Origin of the sequence: Streptomyces cupreus (genome assembly GCF_014257025.1) — a bacterium.
Lineage (GTDB): Bacteria > Actinomycetota > Actinomycetes > Streptomycetales > Streptomycetaceae > Streptomyces > Streptomyces cupreus.
Window position 1 is genome coordinate 94,452 of sequence record NZ_JACMSF010000013.1, and the last position, 16,702, is coordinate 111,153.

Annotated in this window: 13 protein-coding genes; 5 read left to right on the forward strand and 8 right to left on the reverse strand. The window is 69.9% G+C overall.

The features are described 5' to 3' along the window. Window positions 1-132: 132 nt before the first annotated feature. From H4N64_RS14810 to H4N64_RS14825, 4 genes are read right to left on the reverse strand one after another with little or no spacing between them, the layout of a single operon-like run. Window positions 133-852, reverse strand: coding sequence for an ABC transporter permease subunit (locus H4N64_RS14810; RefSeq protein WP_186282763.1), 720 nt, complete (start codon window positions 850-852; stop codon window positions 133-135). A 10-nt stretch (window positions 853-862) separates the two neighbouring features. Continuing rightward, a complete protein-coding gene (locus H4N64_RS14815) occupies window positions 863-1,774 on the reverse strand; it encodes an ATP-binding cassette domain-containing protein (protein WP_186282764.1) in 912 nt (303 codons plus the stop codon). Beyond that, window positions 1,771-2,670 carry an ABC transporter permease gene (locus tag H4N64_RS14820; RefSeq protein ID WP_186282765.1) on the reverse strand — a complete coding sequence of 300 codons (900 nt, stop codon included), beginning with the start codon at window positions 2,668-2,670 and terminating at the stop codon, window positions 1,771-1,773. Before H4N64_RS14820 ends, H4N64_RS14815 begins: the two co-directional genes overlap by 4 nt. Beyond that, window positions 2,660-3,667: an ABC transporter ATP-binding protein gene (locus H4N64_RS14825; RefSeq protein ID WP_186282815.1), complete on the reverse strand. Its 1,008-nt coding sequence runs from the start codon at window positions 3,665-3,667 to the stop codon at window positions 2,660-2,662. The genes H4N64_RS14820 and H4N64_RS14825 overlap by 11 nt, the downstream gene beginning before the upstream one ends. Before the next feature lie 183 nt (window positions 3,668-3,850). Here H4N64_RS14825 and H4N64_RS14830 point away from each other — a divergent pair, with 183 nt between their 5' ends. From H4N64_RS14830 to H4N64_RS14850, 5 genes are all read left to right on the forward strand, one after another. Further along, the gene (locus tag H4N64_RS14830; RefSeq protein ID WP_186282766.1) at window positions 3,851-4,693 is read left to right on the forward strand and encodes a M24 family metallopeptidase; all 843 of its coding nucleotides are present in this window, start codon (window positions 3,851-3,853) and stop codon (window positions 4,691-4,693) included. After that, a complete protein-coding gene (locus H4N64_RS14835) occupies window positions 4,690-6,447 on the forward strand; it encodes an SDR family oxidoreductase (protein ID WP_186282767.1) in 1,758 nt (585 codons plus the stop codon). The genes H4N64_RS14830 and H4N64_RS14835 overlap by 4 nt, the downstream gene beginning before the upstream one ends. Before the next feature lie 191 nt (window positions 6,448-6,638). Continuing rightward, the gene (locus H4N64_RS14840) at window positions 6,639-7,199 is read left to right on the forward strand and encodes an RNA 2'-phosphotransferase (protein WP_186282768.1); all 561 of its coding nucleotides are present in this window, start codon (window positions 6,639-6,641) and stop codon (window positions 7,197-7,199) included. A gap of 41 nt (window positions 7,200-7,240) precedes the next feature. Continuing rightward, the gene (locus H4N64_RS14845) at window positions 7,241-8,143 is read left to right on the forward strand and encodes an LLM class flavin-dependent oxidoreductase (protein WP_186282769.1); all 903 of its coding nucleotides are present in this window, start codon (window positions 7,241-7,243) and stop codon (window positions 8,141-8,143) included. Window positions 8,144-8,208: 65 nt separating this feature from the next. After that, window positions 8,209-9,096: a Cof-type HAD-IIB family hydrolase gene (locus H4N64_RS14850; protein ID WP_186282770.1), complete on the forward strand. Its 888-nt coding sequence runs from the start codon at window positions 8,209-8,211 to the stop codon at window positions 9,094-9,096. Here H4N64_RS14850 and H4N64_RS14855 read toward each other — a convergent pair whose 3' ends face one another. The 4 genes from H4N64_RS14855 to H4N64_RS14870 all read right to left on the reverse strand — a co-directional run bounded on the left by H4N64_RS14855 (window position 9,097) and on the right by H4N64_RS14870 (window position 16,414). Then, on the reverse strand, window positions 9,097-10,143 hold the full coding sequence (locus H4N64_RS14855) for a M23 family metallopeptidase (RefSeq protein ID WP_186282771.1): 1,047 nt from the start codon (window positions 10,141-10,143) through the stop codon (window positions 9,097-9,099). It lies immediately after the preceding gene. 233 nt (window positions 10,144-10,376) lie between these two features. Beyond that, window positions 10,377-13,868, reverse strand: a complete 3,492-nt coding sequence (gene cydD, locus H4N64_RS14860; protein ID WP_186282772.1) for a thiol reductant ABC exporter subunit CydD — start codon at window positions 13,866-13,868, stop codon at window positions 10,377-10,379. Window positions 13,869-13,880: 12 nt separating this feature from the next. Beyond that, window positions 13,881-14,885, reverse strand: coding sequence for a cytochrome d ubiquinol oxidase subunit II (cydB, locus tag H4N64_RS14865; RefSeq protein WP_186282773.1), 1,005 nt, complete (start codon window positions 14,883-14,885; stop codon window positions 13,881-13,883). Window positions 14,886-14,905: 20 nt separating this feature from the next. Continuing rightward, window positions 14,906-16,414 (reverse strand): cytochrome ubiquinol oxidase subunit I, encoded by a 1,509-nt coding sequence (locus H4N64_RS14870; protein ID WP_186282774.1) that lies wholly within the window; start codon window positions 16,412-16,414, stop codon window positions 14,906-14,908. Window positions 16,415-16,702 lie beyond the last annotated feature (288 nt).

Sequence of the window (16,702 nt, forward strand, 5' to 3'; positions counted from 1 at the left end):
GCGTCCTGGACACCAACCATCCTGCCCGCCCCCCGAGTTGACCGCCACCGAATAAAACAGCTCAGGGGCGCCGCCACCTGCGACGCCGCCCCTCGCTGAAGAACCAGCCCGCCCAGGCAATGAGCGGGCCGTCTACTCCTCGCCCGCCAGCGTCAGCGACCGCAGCTTCTGGCCCGCGTACCAGGTGGCCAGGACGGTCACCGCGACAAGCAGCACCGTCGCCGTGGTGATGCCCACGTCCGACGTGACGAGTTCCCCGCCCGTCACCTCATGGGCCACCGCGAGCGACCACTGCTGGACGCTCAGCGTGCGCGCGCCCTCCACCAGGGAGCCGAACAGGGCCTCCCAGACCAGGGCGTAGACGAGCCCGAAGACCACCGCGTGCCGCGACACCGTGCCGAGGAGCAGGAAGAGCGCGGCGTAGGCGATGGAGGCGACCAGCGCGGCCACCGTGTAGGCCACGGCGATCTGCTGGCCGTTGCCGTTGAGGATGAGGCCGGAGATCATCGTCGGCACCGCGGAGAACACCATGGTCACGGCGATGGCCACGATCAGCTTGGTGAAGATGATCGTCGGGCGCTTGATCGGCTTGGAGAGCAGATACACCACCGAGCCGTCGTCGATCTCGGGTCCGATCGCTCCGGTGCCCGCGATGACGCCGATGATCGGCACCATGGTGGCGAGCGCGATCCCGCCGAGCAGGTCGGAGGCGGTCTGGTCGTCGGCGCCGGCGAGGGCGCGGACGATCACCGAGATCACGATCAGCAGCAGCGGAAGGGCGCCGAGGATCAGGGCCCGGCGCCGGCCGAGCAGGGCCCGGTAGGTGAGTCGGGCGACTGTGGGGTCGTACATCTTCGGCCTCCTACGCCGCGACGAGATACGAGAAGACGGACTCGAGCGACTCGTCGGACGGCGAGACCGTGTGCAGCCGGATGCCGTGGTCGCGGGCGACCCTCGGCAGCAGGGCCGTGAAGCGGCCGAAGTCGACGGCCTGGATGCGCAACGCGCCCTCCGCCAGGTCGACTTCGATGCCGGACGTCGACGGGTCGGCGATCAGCGCGGCTGCGAGAGCGCGGTCGTCGCTGGAGCGCACCAGGTAGCGGTGCGGCCGGTCGGTCATCAGGCGGCGGATCTTGCGGAAGTCACCGCTTGCCGCATGGCGTCCGGCGACGACGACCTCGATGTGCCAGGCGAGTTGCTCGACCTCTTCGAGGATGTGGGACGAGAAGAGCACCGTGCGGCCCTCGTCCCCCATCTTCCGCAGCAGGTCCATCAACTGCATGCGCTGGCGCGGGTCCATGCCGTTGAAGGGCTCGTCCAGCAACAGCAGCGAAGGGTTGTGGACCAGCGCCGAAGCCATCTTCACCCGCTGGCGCATGCCCTTGGAGTACGTCTGGATCTTGCGGTCCTGTGCGTACTCCATCTCGACCGTGGCCAGGGCCTTTTGGGCCGCCTTCGCGCCGAGGCCGTGCAACTCGGCGTTGGCGACGACGAATTCGCGGCCCGTGAGGAAGTCGTACATCGCCTCGCGCTCGGGGACGATGCCGATGTGCTTGTAGATCTCCTCGTTGCGCCACACCTGCCGGCCGTCGAGGGCGACCGTGCCGGTGGAGGGGGCCAGGAAGCCGCCCATCATGTTGATGAGGGTGGACTTTCCGGCGCCGTTGGGGCCGAGCAGGCCGGTGACACCGGGGCCGATGGTCATGGTGATGTCGTTGACGGCGACCACGTTGCCGAACCAGCGGGACACATGATCGATGGAGAGCGTGGTCACAGTCCGACCTTTCGGTAGCGGCGCATCAGCAGGCCGTAGGTGGCGGCGATCAGGCCGAGCGTGACGAGGACGTACACCGCGCCCTCCGCGTCGGACGGTCCGAATCCGCCGGGGAAGGCGGAGGAGGCGCCGAGGAAGGCGGACTGCACCCCGTCGATCAGGGTGATCGGCGAGAACAGGCCGATCCAGGCGATGGCGTCGGTGCTGCCCTGGGTGTCGGCGATGGCCTGGAGGGTGGAGACGGCGCCGTAGGAGATGGTCAGTACGGCGATCACGGCGGCGATGCCGAAGCCGCGGCGCGGGGTGACCGAGGCGATGACCAGGCCGAGGCCGGCGAAGAGCAGTGAGAGCAGTGCCACCGAGACGAGTCCCTGTGCGAATCCCTTGGTCTGGTCGGTGAAGTCGAGCTTGGCCAGCAGCGCGCCCACATAGAGGACGAGCAGCGGGGCGGCGGTGAGGACGAACATCGCCGAGGCCAGCGCCGCGAACTTCGCGCGCACATAGTCCGCGGTCTCGATCGGCCGCGAGAAGTACAGCGGCACGGTCTTGAAGCGCAGGTCGCGGGAGACGGACTGGGGTGCCTGGGAGGCGACGTAGAGGCTGATGACCGCCTGCATGACGATCGCGTAGCGGGTGTAGTCGACGGGCAGGTCGTTCGCCTTGGTGGCGACGGCGACCGCGACCATGATGGCCGCGGGCACGCACATCACCACGAACAGCAGCATCGGCAGCACCTTGGACTTCACCGAGCGGCCGAGGCCGTAGGCGCCGCGCAGGGACTGCGAGTAGAGGGACCGGGTGGCGTACGAACGGCCGAGGCGGGGGCCGTCGTAGTTGCGGTAGCCGATGTCGTGGATGCGGGTCTGGTCACCCGCCACGGGCTGGTCAAGAGCCATGAACGGCCGCCTCCTTCCGCTGCTCGTCGCTGTCCTGGAAGACCTCGGAGATGTGGTGCCGGCGCTGTTCCATGCGCACCAGGCCGAGGCCGAGGTCCGCGATCACGTCCCGGACAAGGTCGTACGTCTCCTCGCCCTGCGCGCTCAGCAGCAGGATGTGCCCGGCGCCCGGCAGGCCGCTGCCGGCCTCGACGGTGACCCCGCGCGCGTGGAGCGCCTCGCGCACCGCGCGGGTGCCGTCGGGGTGTTCGTCGGTGTCGGTTACCTCGATCGCGAGGGTGGTCGTGGTCTGGGTGAAGTCGGTGGTGGAGCTGGAGCGCAGGAGCTTGCCGCCGTCGATGACGACGACGTGGTCGCAGGTCCGCTCCAGCTCGCCCAGGAGGTGGGAGGTGACCAGCACCGAGATGCCGAAGTCCGTGTGGATACGGCGGATCAGGCCGAGCATCTCGTCGCGGCCGACCGGGTCGAGGCCGTTGGTCGGCTCGTCGAGGAAGACCAGGTCGGGGTCGTGGACCAGGGCCTGGGCCAGCTTCACACGCTGCTTCATGCCGGTGGAGTAGCCGCCGATGGGGCGGTAGCGCTCCTCGTACAGGCCGACATGGCGCAGTGTGTCCGCGGTGCGCTCGCGCGCGGCGGTCGGCGGCAGCCCTGACATGCGCGCCATGTGGACGACGAACTCGGTGGCCGAGACGTCCGGCGGCAGACAGTCGTGCTCGGGCATGTACCCGACGCGCTCACGGATGGCGGCGCCCTTGGTGGCGACGTCGAGGCCGAGCACCTCGGCGCGGCCCTCGGTGGCGGGGGACAGACCCAGCAGGATCTTGATCAGTGTGGACTTGCCGGCTCCATTGGCTCCGACGAGTCCGGTCACACCGGGCCCGACGTCCACGGAGAGCCGGTCAAGCGCGGTCACCCGGGGGAACCGCTTGCTCAGGCTTTCGGTCGCGATCACAGTCACGTCAACGACGGTAGTGACGTGGAACACGCCGGTCGTCAGACCGTAGAGCCGTCTTGGGGTCCCTCTGGAGTCGTACGGGTCCTTAGGGGTCACCCTGAGGTCGAACAACGGGAGCTGTGGTAGAGCCGTCGCCACCCCGCCTATTGACGGTGGGTCTAACAAGTGTCAGATTCTCCGATGTCACGTTACGAGCGCGTACCGCAACCGGTAGGACGGGGTGCCATGGCTACCGCACTGACCAGTGAACGCTCTGCGGAGCTGCGAGGTTTCCGAAGAGTGCAGCGTCTTGCCTACGAGTGCGCCGAGACGGTGGCGGCCCAGCTGCAACCCGGTGTGACCGAGCGTGAGACGGCTCGGATGCAGCGGGAGTGGCTGCGCGAGCGCGGCGTGCGGGACTGGTTCCACCTCCCCTTCGCCTGGTTCGGGGACCGCACGGCGTTCGTCGGCTTCCGTATTCCGCTGCAGTTCTTCCCGACCGACCGCCGACTGGAGCCGGGGATGCCGTTCATCCTCGACATGGCCCCGGTGTACGAGGGTTTCACCGCCGACATCGGCTATTCGGGCTCGCTCGGTGTGAACCAGGTCCAGCACAAGCTGATGGACGACCTCCAGGCGCACCGCGAGCTGATCCTGCGCGAGGTGCGTGAGCGCCGGTCGCTGCGGGAGATCTACGAGGACGTGGACCGGCTGATGGTCCGCCAGGGCTATGCCAACCGGCATCGCGCGTATCCCTTCGGCGTGATCGCCCACAAGGTGGACCGGGTGCGCGAGCGGCGCTGGTCACCGCGGCTCTTCGGGTTCGGCACGCAGTCCCTCAAGGGCCTGGCCGCCGACGCGCTGCACGGCCACCGCGAGGGCTGGTCCCCGCTGTGGTCGCCGTACCGCTTCTCCGACCATCCGCCGCGGCCGGGCCTGTGGGCGGTCGAACCCCACCTCGGATTCCGGGGCACGGGCGCGAAGTTCGAGGAGATCCTCGTCGTCACGGACTCCCGGGACACCGAGGAGAGCGCCTTCTGGCTGGACGACGATCTGCCGCATGTGCGGCGCTGGGCGGAGGAGAAGTGACAGTGCTGACGGGCGCGCGTGAGCGCTGGGTGCGGACCGGCGGGGTCGAGCTGTGCGTGGCGGAGCTGGGGGATCCTTCTCAGCCGACTGTGCTTCTGGTGCACGGTTATCCGGACAGCAAGGAGGTCTGGTCTCAGGTCGCCGCGCGGCTGGCCGACCACTTCCACGTCGTGCTGTACGACGTCCGGGGCCATGGCCGCTCCACGGCCCCGCAGCCGCTGCGGGGCGGTTTCACGCTGGAGAAGCTGACGGACGACTTCCTGGCGGTCGCGGACGCGGTGAGCCCGGACCGTCCGGTGCATCTGGTGGGCCATGACTGGGGTTCGGTGCAGTCCTGGGAGTTCGTCACGGTGAAGCGCACGGAGGGCAGGATCGCTTCCTTCACCTCCATGTCCGGCCCGTCCCTGGACCACTTCGGCCACTGGATCCAGAAGCGGATGAAGCGCCCGACCCCGCGCCGGATGGGCCAACTCCTGGGCCAGGGCGCCAAGTCCTGGTACGTCTACCTGCTGCACACTCCGGCCCTGCCGGAGATGGCGTGGCGCGGACCGCTGGGCAAGACCTGGCCGCGGATCCTGCGCCGGATGGAGAGGGTACCGTCCGACAACTACCCGACGTCGTCGCTCCCTTCGGACGCGGCGCACGGGGCGTGGCTGTACCGGGACAACGTACGGTCGCGGCTGCGCCGCCCGCGCACGGACGCATACGCGCATGCGCCGGTGCAGCTGATCACACCGCTGGCGGACGTGTTCCTGTCGGAGCAGCTCTACGACGAACTGGAGCTGTGGGCTCCGCAGTTGACGCGCAGGACGCTCCCGGCGAAGCACTGGGTCCCGCGCACCCGTCCCGACCAACTGGCGTCCTGGGTCGCCGCATTCGTGAGGTCGGTGGAGGGCGGCAGGCAGGAACCGAGGGCGACCGGCCGCTACGCCGACCGATTCGGGGGCCAGTTGGTCCTGATCACGGGCGCGGGCAGCGGCATCGGCCGGGCGACGGCGTACGCGTTCGCGGAGGCCGGTGCGCGCGTGGTGGCGGTGGACCGGGACGGGGAAGCGGCGGCCCGTACGGCGGAGATGTCCCGCTTGATCGGCGCTCCGGACGCATGGGCGGAGACGGTGGACGTCTCGGACGAACAGGCCATGGAGAAGCTGGCGGAGAAGGTCGCCACGGAGTACGGAGTGGTCGACGTCCTGGTGAACAACGCCGGGATAGGCCTGTCGGGCTCGTTCCTGGACACGACGTCGGACGACTGGCGCACGGTGCTGGACGTCAACTTGTGGGGAGTGATCCACGGTTGCCGTCTGTTCGGAAGGCAGATGGCGGACCGGGGGCAGGGCGGCCATATCGTCAACACTGCCTCGGCGGCGGCGTATCAGCCGTCGAGGGCCCTTCCCGCCTACAGCACGACCAAGGCGGCGGTCCTGATGCTGAGCGAATGTCTGCGTGCCGAACTGGCCGACGACCGCATCGGCGTGACGGCGATCTGCCCCGGCTTCGTGAACACCAACATCACATCGACGGCGCGTTTCACTGGTGTTGACGCGGAGGAGGAGGCCCGCCGCCAGAAGAGGTCGGCCCGTCTGTACGGCATGCGCAACTACCCACCGGAGAAGGTCGCGGAGGCGATTCTGCGCGGAATCGTCAACAATGAGGCGGTTGTTCCGGTGACTCCGGAGGCACGTGGGGCGCATCTGCTGTCGCGGTTCGCGCCGGGGGTGCTGCGGAGGATCGCGCGGGTCAAGCCACCGGTGTGACAGGGCAGTTGGCCAACTGGTCAAACGTCAACGGATCTTGACGAAACCCCTTGGTACGAAGGCTCGTTGTCCACAGAATCGCCAATTCCCCTGTGGATAACCTCACTTGGCTGTGGATCAAACATCGTCGACAAAATCATTCGCGTGATCCAGGTCTCTCCCGCCACTCTGAGGAGATGGAAGAAAGACCCATGGACGACCGTCGCACGGTGAGGGTGTCGAAGTACCTCTCCAAACACCTCCGCCATCAGCCCGAGCGCATCGGCCTCACCCTCGACGAGGGCGGCTGGGTGGAGATCGACACCCTCATCGCCGCGGCGGCGGCACACGGCTTCCGGTTCACCCGGGAAGAGCTGGACCACGTGGTCGCCAAGAACGACAAACGCCGCTTCGCCATCGACGGCACCCGTATCCGGGCCAGCCAGGGCCACAGCATCGAGGTCGAGCTGGGCCTGCCCCCGGCGACCCCACCGCCGTACCTCTACCACGGCACGGTGGCCCGTCGGCTGGACGCGATCCGCGCGGAGGGCCTGCGCCCCATGAACCGCCACGACGTCCATCTCTCGGCCGACCGCGAGACGGCGACCCGCGTAGGCGCCCGCCGTGGCCGCCCGGTCGTCCTCTCCGTCGACTCGGGCGCCATGCACCGCGACGGCCACGTCTTCCACGTCAGCGCCAACGGGGTCTGGCTGACCCGGTCGGTCCCACCCCCATACCTGCGTTTTCCGGAGTCGCACCGCGGCACACGGTGACCGTTTCACGTGAAACCCTTTCGGCCGCATACGCTCGAATCATGAGTCTGCGTTTGAGCACCGTGATCCTCCCGTACCGCCGCTGGCACGAGGGGAGCCGTGAGGCCTGGCAGCGGGCGGAACAGCTCGGCTTCCACACCGCCTACACCTACGACCACCTGTCCTGGCGCAGCTTCCGCGATGGCCCGTGGTTCGGTGCCCTACCGACCCTGACCGCCGCCGCGGCCGCTACCGACCAGCTCCGCCTCGGCACCCTGGTCACCTCCCCGAACTTCCGGCACCCGGTGACCCTCGCCAAGGAACTGATCTCGCTCGACGACATCTCCGGCGGCCGTATCACCCTCGGTATCGGCGCCGGCGGCACCGGCTTCGACGCCACCGCCCTCGGCCAGGAGCCCTGGACGCCGCGCGAGCGGGCCCAGCGGCTCGCCGAGTTCGTGCCGCTCCTGGACCGCCTCCTCACCGAGGACGCCGTCTCCTACGAGGGCGACTTCTACTCCGCGCACGAGGCCCGCAACATCCCCGGCTGCGTCCAGCGCCCCCGCCTGCCCTTCGCCATCGCCGCGACCGGCCCGCGCGGACTGCGGCTGGCCGCCCGCCACGGCCAGGCCTGGGTGACCACCGGCGACCCGAAGCTGTACGAGAACGGCACCCCCGAACAATCGGTTCAAGCCATTCGCGGACAGATCGACAAGCTCGCCGACGCCTGCGCCGCGATCGGCCGGGACGCGGCCGCCATGGACAAGATCCTGCTCACCGGCTTCACCCCCGACCGCGCCCGTCCGCTCCAGTCCCTCGACGCGTTCGTGGACTTCGCGGGCCGCCACCGCGAGCTGGGCTTCACCGAGATCGTGATCCACTGGCCGATCCCCGACTCGGACTTCGCCGCGGACGAGAAGGTCTTCGAGCAGATCGCGATGGAGGCGACGGCCCAGCTCGACTGAGCCAGGGCGCGGGTGAGCGTCGTTCCCACTCAGATGCGCACACTCCCGCACGGGCGTGCGGGCATATGCGGGACAATGGCCCGGTGACCTCAGCGACTCGACAGCACGAGCCCCCGGCCGCCGCCCTACCGCCCCGGCTGATCGCCACCGATCTCGACGGCACTCTGCTGCGGGACGACAAGTCGGTCTCCCCGCGTACGGTCGCGGCCCTCGCCGCCGCCGAGGAGGCGGGCGTCGAGGTCTTCTTCGTCACCGGCCGGCCCGCCCGCTGGATGGACGTCGTCAGCGACCATGTCCACGGTCACGGCCTGGCGATCTGCGGCAACGGCGCCGCGGTGGTCGATCTGCACGGCGGCCCGGGCGCCCATCGGTTCGTGAAGGTGCGCGAGCTGGCCCGGGAGAACGCCCTGGACGCCGTACGCCATCTGCGGGACGCGGCGCCCGGCACGGTCTACGCGGTCGAGCAGACGTACGGCTTCCACCAGGAGCCGGATTATCCGAAGCTGCACATGGAGATCCCCGACAGCCTGGCGCCCGCCGAGCGGCTGCTCGCTGAGGACGCCCCGAGCGCCGACGAGCCGGTGCTCAAGATCCTCGCCTACCACCCCGACCTCGACCCGGACGCCTTCCTCACCCTGGCCCGCCTGGCCATCGGCGACCGCGCCGATGTCACCCGCTCCAGCCCCAGCGCCCTGCTGGAGATCAGCGGCCCCGGCGTCTCCAAGGCCAGCACCCTCGCGCTGTGCTGCGCCGAGCGCGGGATCTCACACGAGGAGGTCGTCGCCTTCGGTGACATGCCGAACGACGTCGAGATGCTCACCTGGGCCGGACGGTCCTACGCCATGGGCAACGCCCACCCGGACGTGGTCGCCGCGGCCTCCGGGCGGACGGTCGCCAACAACGACGACGGTGTGGCGGTCGTGATCGAGCGGCTGCTGGCCGAGCGCGGGTGACTACCCGAGGCTCACGTCCCGCGCCGCGAGCCAGGCCACGGGGTCGACCGCCGATCCCGACTCCGGGGTGACCCGCGCCTCGAAGTGCAGATGCGGTCCGGTGGAGTTGCCGCTGGTACCGGACTGCCCGATCCACTGCCCGACGCCCACCCGCTCACCCTGTTCCACGGCCACGGCCGCGAGATGGGCGTACTGCGTGTAGTAGCCCCCGGCATGCTCCAGCACGACCTCGACGCCGAACGGGCCCCCGCAGGACACCCGCACCACCCGTCCCACGCCGACCGCCCGCACCGGAGTGCCGATCGGCACCGCGAAGTCCTGCCCGGTGTGCCGCCGCGCCCAGCGCTCCCCGCCGCTGCCGTAGGACGCGGACAGCTCGTACGTCTCCACGGGCGCGACCCAGCGGTTGGTGAAGTGGGTCTCCGGCTGGTCCAGGCGTACCGCGCCCCGGCACGAACCGGCCGCCACCGAGGCGTCCGCCTGGCCCTGCAACTGCCAGCGGGCGTCTTCGAGCTTGCGCTCGATGTCCTTCTTCATCGCGGCGAGCTCGGTGTTCCGTTTTTCCAGCGCCCGCCATGCCGCGGCGGCCTTCTCCTCGTCGGCGGCCAGCCGCGTCTCGGCCCTGCGGCTCTTCTCGATGGCGTTGTTGACCGCCAGGTTGGTCCGGGAGAAGACGTGCTGACCTCGCATCAGCTCATCGGGGCTGTCGGCGAGGATGATCTGCGCGGTGACCGGCATCCCGCCGCCGTCGCGGTACTGGGCGCGCGCGATACGGCCGAGATCCTCGTGCAGGGCGGAGATCTCGCGGCGCTGGCGGTCGAGGAGCACCTCGAACCGCTGGGCCCGCGCCCGCTGCGCCTCCGCCTCGCGCCGCCCGGCCTCGTACTGCTGGGTCGCCACGGCCGCGTCCTCGTACAGCCGCGCCACCTCGGTGCTGAGTGTGGAGTCGCTGTCCGTGTCGGCGGCGTCGGTGGGCCGGGCCGCGAGCACGGCCAACGCGCACAGCAGCGCCGGAACGATCAGCGGATGACGGCGATGTGAGCGCATGTCAGCGATCGTGGCCCGCGCGGGGGTGCGCGGTCCTGTTCAAGTCGTACGGCTGGGGGAACGGTTGGCCCGGACGGACCAGCCGGGCGCTCGGTCGGACGTTCACAGAAGCGCTCAGCGAGGCGCCTGCCACACCACCGTCGTACCGCCGCCGTGCTCCCCGGAGGGAGACCGGAGGACGGTGACATGACCCGAGCCCAAGGAAGTCGTTTTGGTCCGGAAAGTCGAACCGGCTACCCCACCGACACCAACAGGTCCGCCTCCTCCTCCCGTTCCACCATCGCCCGCAACGGCCCCTCGACCGCCGCGAGCTCCGCGTAGGAACCGCGCTGCGTCACCCGTCCCCGATCGAGGACGACGACCTCGTCCACGGCTTCGAGCCCGGCCAGCCGATGGGTGATGAGCAGGGTCGTACGGCCCTCGGTGGCCGCCAGCAGATCGGCGGTGAGCGCATCGGCGGTGGGCAGGTCGAGATGCTCGGCGGGCTCGTCGAGCACCAGCACGGGGAAGTCGGCGAGCAGCGCACGCGCCAGCGCCAGCCGCTGCCGCTGCCCGCCGGAGAGCCGCGCCCCGTGCTCGCCGACCAGCGTGTCGAGCCCGTCGGGCAGTCCGTCGGCCCACTCCAGCAGCCGGGCCCGCCTCAGGGCGTCGTGCAGTTCGTCCTCGTCGGCGTCCTTCTTGGCGAGGAGCAGGTTCTCGCGCACCGAGCTGTCGAAGAGGTGCGCGTCCTGCGCGCACAGCCCCACGAGCCGCCGTACGTCGTCGCCGTCGAGGGCGTGGGCGTCGACGCCGCCGAGCGTGTACCCGCCCGCCCTCGCGTCCAGGAAGCGCAGCAGCACCTGGGCCAGGGTCGTCTTGCCGGAGCCGGACGCCCCGACCACGGCGATCCTGCGGCCCTTCCCCAGAGTCAGGTCGAGCCCGGCGAGCGCGTCCCGGTCCTGCCCGGCGTGGCGGGCGGTGAGGTCCCTGAGGACGACCGGGAAGGGCGAGACGGGCGCCTGCCGGGGCCGCTCCGGCTCCCGTACGGGCTCGGGCGCGTCCAGCACCTCGTAGACCCGCTCGGCGCTCCTGCGCACCCGCTGCCGGTACTGCACGGCGAGCGGCAGCCCGAGGACCGCCTCGAACGCGGCCAGCGGGGTGAGCACCACCACGGCCATGGCGACCCCGCTCAGCCGTCCGTCGGCGACACCCTGGGCGCCCACGAGGGCGGTGGCGGCGACCGTCAGGCCGGAGAGCAGCGCGGTGAGTCCGTCGCCGATCGCGGTGGCGGTGGCGGCGCGCGAGGCGATCCGGGTGAGCGTCCCGTCGGCCCGCCGTGCCTCGGCAGTACGGGCGGGCAGGGCGCCGGCGACGGTCAGCTCGGCGGTTCCGGTGAGCAGATCGGTCACCCGGGTCGCCAGCAGTCCTCGGGCGGGGGCCAGTCGGCGCTCGGCGCGGCGGGACACGGCGCCGGTGAGGAGCGGGACGCCGGCGCCGGCCGCCAGCAGTCCCACGGCGAGCACCGCGCCGGCCTCCGGCAGCAGCCAGGCCGTGAACCCGACGGACACCGCCGAGACGACGGTCGCGGCACCGGCGGGCAGCAGCCAGCGCAGCCAGTAGTCCTGGAGCGCGTCCACATCGGCGACGAGCCGCGACAGCAGGTCGCCGCGCCGGGCCGTGCGCAGTCCGGCGGGCGCCAGCCGCTCCAGGCGCCGGTACACGGCGACGCGGGTGTCGGCGAGCATCCGCAGGACGGCGTCGTGCGACACCAGCCGCTCGGCATACCGGAAGACGGCCCGCCCGATGCCGAAGGTGCGCGTCGCCGTCACGGCCACCATCAGATAGAGCACGGGTGGCTGTTGCGAGGCCCGGGAGATCAGCCAGCCGGAGGTGGCCATCAGCCCGACGGCACTGCCGAGGGCGAGGCTGGCAAGCAGCAGGGCGAGGGCGAGTCGGCCCCGGCGGGCGCCGGACATCGCGCGGACGCGGGCAAGGACGCCGCCCGTGGTCTTCGCGGGCTGTTCCTCGGCGGCGGCAGGGGCTTCGCCCACCACTTCCTCGATGAGGCGGGCCGCGGGGGCCTTGGAGACGGCGGCGGTCGCCGGGGCGGGCACGGTGGCCTCCGCCAGCCGCACCACGCGGTCGGCGATCCCGAGCAGCGCGGGCCGGTGCACGACCAGCAGGACCGTCCGGCCCACGGCGAGCCGTCGCACCGCCGCCACGACCTCCGCCTCGGTCCAGCCGTCCAGCGCGGCCGTCGGCTCGTCCAGCAGCAGCACCGGCCGGTCCGCGAGGAACGCCCGGGCCAGCGCCAGCCGCTGCCGCTGCCCGGCGGACAGCCCGGCGCCGTCCTCACCGAGCACGGTGTCGGCGCCCTGGGGCAGCGCGGCCACGAACTCCAGCGCCCCGGCGTCCTCCAACGCCCGCGCCACGGCGGTGTCGTCGGCGTCGGGGCGGGCCAGGCGGACGTTGTCGGCGATGGTCCCCGCGAACAGGTGCGGCCGCTGCGGCACCCACGCGATCCTCGACCGCCACCGCTCCAGGTCCAGTCCGGCAAGGTCGGCGCCGCCGATCCGGACCCGCCCCTCGGCGGGCCGCACGAATCCCAGCAGCACGTTCAGCAGCGTCGACTTGCCCGCACCGCTCGGCCCGACCAGCGCCACGGTCTCCCCGGGCTCGACGACGAAGGACACGTCCGACACGGCGTCCCCGGACCGGCCGGGGTAGCGGACGGTCACGCCCTCGAAGGCCAGGGCACCCGAGGGCACCTCCGCGCTCCCGGACGCCGGCACCGGCGTCTCCAGCACGGCGAAGATCTCCTCGGCCGCCGCAAGGCCCTCGGCCGCCGCGTGGTACTGCGCGCCCACCTGGCGCAGCGGCAGATACGCCTCGGGCGCGAGCACCAGGATGACCAGACCGATGTACAGGTCCATCTCGCCGTGGACGAGCCGCATGCCGATCGTCACGGCGACCAGTGCCACGGAGATCGTGGCGAGCAGCTCCAGCGCGAAGGAGGACAGGAAGGCGATGCGCAGGGTCCGCATGGTCGCCTGCCGGTACTCGCCGGTGATCCGCCGGATCGACTCGGCCTGCGCCTTGGCCCGGCCGAACACCTTCAGCGTCGGCAGCCCCGCGACAACGTCCAGGAAGTGCCCGGACAGTCGCGACAGCAGCCGCCACTGACGGTCCATCCGGGACTGGGTGGCCCAGCCGATCAGCATCATGAAGACCGGGATGAGGGGGAGGGTCCCGACGATGATGGCCGCCGAGACCCAGTCCTCGGTAACGATCCGCGCGAGCACCGCCACGGGCACCACCACCGCGAGCCCCAGCTGCGGCAGATAACGCGAGAAGTAGTCGTCGAGGGCGTCGACCCCCCGGGTGGCGAGGGCGACCAGCGATCCGGTCCGCTGCCCGCCCAGCCACCCCGGGCCCAGCGCGGCGGCGCGCTCCAGCAGCCGCCCCCGCAGCTCCGACTTCACCGCCGCGCTCGCCCGGTGAGCGGCGAGCTCGGTGAGCCAGGCGACCAGAGCGCGCCCGCACGCGACGGCCACCAACAGCAGCAGAGGAGTACGGAGTTCACCGACCGAAAGCCCGTGCTGAAACGCACCGACAACGATCTCGGCGATGAGCATCGCCTGGGCGATGACCAGCAGGGCCCCCACAACACCCAGGCCGACCACGGCCACCAGGAAAAACCGGGTGGCCCGGGCGTAGCGAAGCAGACGCGGATCGATTGGTTTCACGTGAAACACACCTCAATGCACGGTCTCAGCGATGTGCTGCGTACCGATCCGCTTGCGGAACACCCAGTAGGTCCAGCTCTGGTACAGCAGCACGATCGGCGTGGCGATCGCCGCGCACCAGGTCATGATCTTCAAGGTGTACGGGCTGGACGATGCGTTGGTGACCGTCAGGCTCCACTCCTCATTGAGCGAGGAGGGCATGACGTTCGGAAAGAGCGACAGGAAGAGCATCGCCACGGCGGCCACGATGGTGACGCCGGACAACGCGAACGCCCAGCCCTCACGCCCGGCTTGATTGGCCACCAGCGCCGCCACCAGTGCGGCCACGGCCACGACGAGCGCGACCAGACTCTCGCCGTCCCCGCTCTCGACCTGCGTCCACAGCAGGAAGACCAGCGCGAGCACGGCTGCGGCGAGGCCGACCCGAAGCGCCAGTTTCCGCGCCCGCTCCCGGATGTCCCCGACGGTCTTGAGCGCCACGAACACCGCACCGTGGAAGGTGAACAGCGTCAGCGTCACCAGTCCGCCGACCAGGGAGTACGGGTTGAGCAGGTCCCAAAAGTTGCCGACGTACTCGAAGTCCCGGTCGATCTTGACGCCCCGCACGATGTTGCCGAAGGCCACGCCCCACAGGAACGCCGGGATCAGCGAGGACCAGAAGATCGCGGTCTCCCAGTTGCGCTGCCAGTTCTCCTCGGGCCGCTTGGCCCGGTACTCGAAGGCCACGCCCCGGACGATCAGACAGACCAGGATGATCAGCAGCGGCAGATAGAAGCCGGAGAAGAGGGTCGCGTACCACTCGGGGAAGGCGGCGAAGGTCGCACCGCCCGCGGTGAGCAGCCACACCTCGTTGCCGTCCCAGACGGGGCCGATGGTGTTGATCAGCACCCGCTTCTCGGGCCGGTCGCGGGCCAGCAGCCTGGTGAGGATGCCGACCCCGAAGTCGAAGCCCTCCAGGAAGAAGTAGCCGGTCCACAGGACGGCGATCAGGACGAACCAGACGTCGTGCAGTTCCATGACTGTGCAGCTCCCTCGGCCTAGTACGAGAAGGCCATCGGCTTGTCGGCGTCACGGGAGTCGCCGCCGATCTTCGTGGGCGGGTTGAGGTCGGCCTCGGTGAGCTCGGGCGGGCCGGCCTTGACGTACTTGGCGAGCAGCTTGACCTCGATCACGGCCAGGATGGCGTAGAGCGTGGTGAAGACGATCATCGAGGTGAGGACCTCGCCCTGGGAGACACCGGGGGAGACCGCGTCCCGGGTCTGGAGCACGCCGTAGACGACCCACGGCTGGCGGCCCATCTCGGTGAAGATCCAGCCCCAGGAGTTGGCGATCAGCGGGAAGGCCAGGGTCCAGATCGCGATGCGCCAGTACCACTTGGTGAGCTTCGGGCCGAGTGCCTTCTTCCGGAACAGGACCAGGTTCGGCACTTCGTCGTCACCGACCCGCAGGTGCTGCGGCAGCATGAACTTCTTGCGGGTCAGCCAGAGTCCTGCCACGCCGAGAGCGAGGGACGTCATGCCGAAGCCGATCATCCAGCGGAAGCCCCAGTAGGCGACGGGGATGTTGGGCCGGTAGTCGCCGGGCCCGAACTGCTCCTCCTCGGCCTTCTGGACGTCGTTGATACCGGGGACGTACGAGCTGAAGTCGTCCTTGGCCAGGAAGGACAGCAGGCCCGGAATCTCGATGGCGACCTTGTTGTGGCCCTTGTCGACGTCGCCGTAGGCGAAGACCGAGAAGGGTGCCGGCGCCTCGCCGTCCCACAGCGCCTCGGCCGCGGCCATCTTCATCGGCTGCTGCTCGTACATGATCTTGCCGAGGACGTCACCGCTGATCGCGGTGAGCATGCCGCCGATGACCACGGTGACGAGGCCGAGCCGCAGCGAGGTCTTCATCTCGCGGATGTGCTTCTTGCGCAGCAGATGGAAGGCGGAGATGCCGACCATGAAGGCGCCACCGGTCAGGAAGGCGGCGGAGAGGGTGTGGAAGGCCTGGGCCAGCGCGGTGTTCTGGGTCAGAACCAGCCAGAAGTCGGTGAGTTCGGCCCGCCCCTTGGCCTCGTTGATCTTGTAGCCGACCGGGTGCTGCATCCACGAGTTGGCCGCGAGGATGAAGTACGCCGAGAGGATGGTGCCGATCGACACCATCCACATACAGGCGAGGTGGATCTTCTTCGGCAGCTTGTCCCAGCCGAAGATCCACAGCCCGATGAAGGTGGACTCGAAGAAGAACGCGATCAGGGCCTCGAAGGCGAGCGGGGCACCGAAGATGTCACCGACGAAGCGCGAGTAGTCGGACCAGTTCATACCGAACTGGAACTCCTGCACGATGCCGGTGACCACGCCCATCGCGATGTTGATCAGGAAGAGCTTGCCCCAGAACTTGGTGGCTCTGAGGTACTTCTCCTTCTCCGTGCGCACCCAGGCGGTCTGCAGGCCGGCGGTCAGGGCGGCGAGCGAGATCGTCAGGGGGACGAACAGGAAGTGGTAGACGGTAGTGATGCCGAACTGCCATCGCGCCAGAGTCTCCGGCGCCAAAGCCAGGTCCACGTCGTCAGTCTCCTCACATCGCCGTGGTCACAGCGGCAGTGTGCCCGTTACGTCCCGCACATCAGGGATCAATCCGGACACGCTTGTGAACGCGTTCACATTCACAAGCAATTATGACGCACTGATTATCGAAGCTCGAAGGGGGGTCCCCGCTTGGGCCTTTCGGCACACTCCTGGCAGCAACTTCAACATCTTGTTGAATTGCCTGCCGACTCGACGACCGCACACCGATCTCGCGAGGCTGGGGGTCCTCCCAAACGGAGTTTGGGAGGACAATGCCGCCTCGCG

Bases quoted from the DNA above. Each gene is read 5' to 3' on its own strand.
- H4N64_RS14810 (WP_186282763.1), bottom strand. From the start codon at position 852: ATGTACGACCCCACAGTCGCCCGACTCACCTACCGGGCCCTGCTCGGC.
- H4N64_RS14820 (WP_186282765.1), bottom strand. From the start codon at position 2,670: ATGGCTCTTGACCAGCCCGTGGCGGGTGACCAGACCCGCATCCACGAC.
- H4N64_RS14830 (WP_186282766.1), top strand. From the start codon at position 3,851: ATGGCTACCGCACTGACCAGTGAACGCTCTGCGGAGCTGCGAGGTTTC.
- H4N64_RS14840 (WP_186282768.1), top strand. From the start codon at position 6,639: ATGGACGACCGTCGCACGGTGAGGGTGTCGAAGTACCTCTCCAAACAC.
- H4N64_RS14845 (WP_186282769.1), top strand. From the start codon at position 7,241: ATGAGTCTGCGTTTGAGCACCGTGATCCTCCCGTACCGCCGCTGGCAC.
- H4N64_RS14850 (WP_186282770.1), top strand. From the start codon at position 8,209: ATGCGGGACAATGGCCCGGTGACCTCAGCGACTCGACAGCACGAGCCC.
- H4N64_RS14855 (WP_186282771.1), bottom strand. From the start codon at position 10,143: ATGCGCTCACATCGCCGTCATCCGCTGATCGTTCCGGCGCTGCTGTGC.
- cydB (WP_186282773.1), bottom strand. From the start codon at position 14,885: ATGGAACTGCACGACGTCTGGTTCGTCCTGATCGCCGTCCTGTGGACC.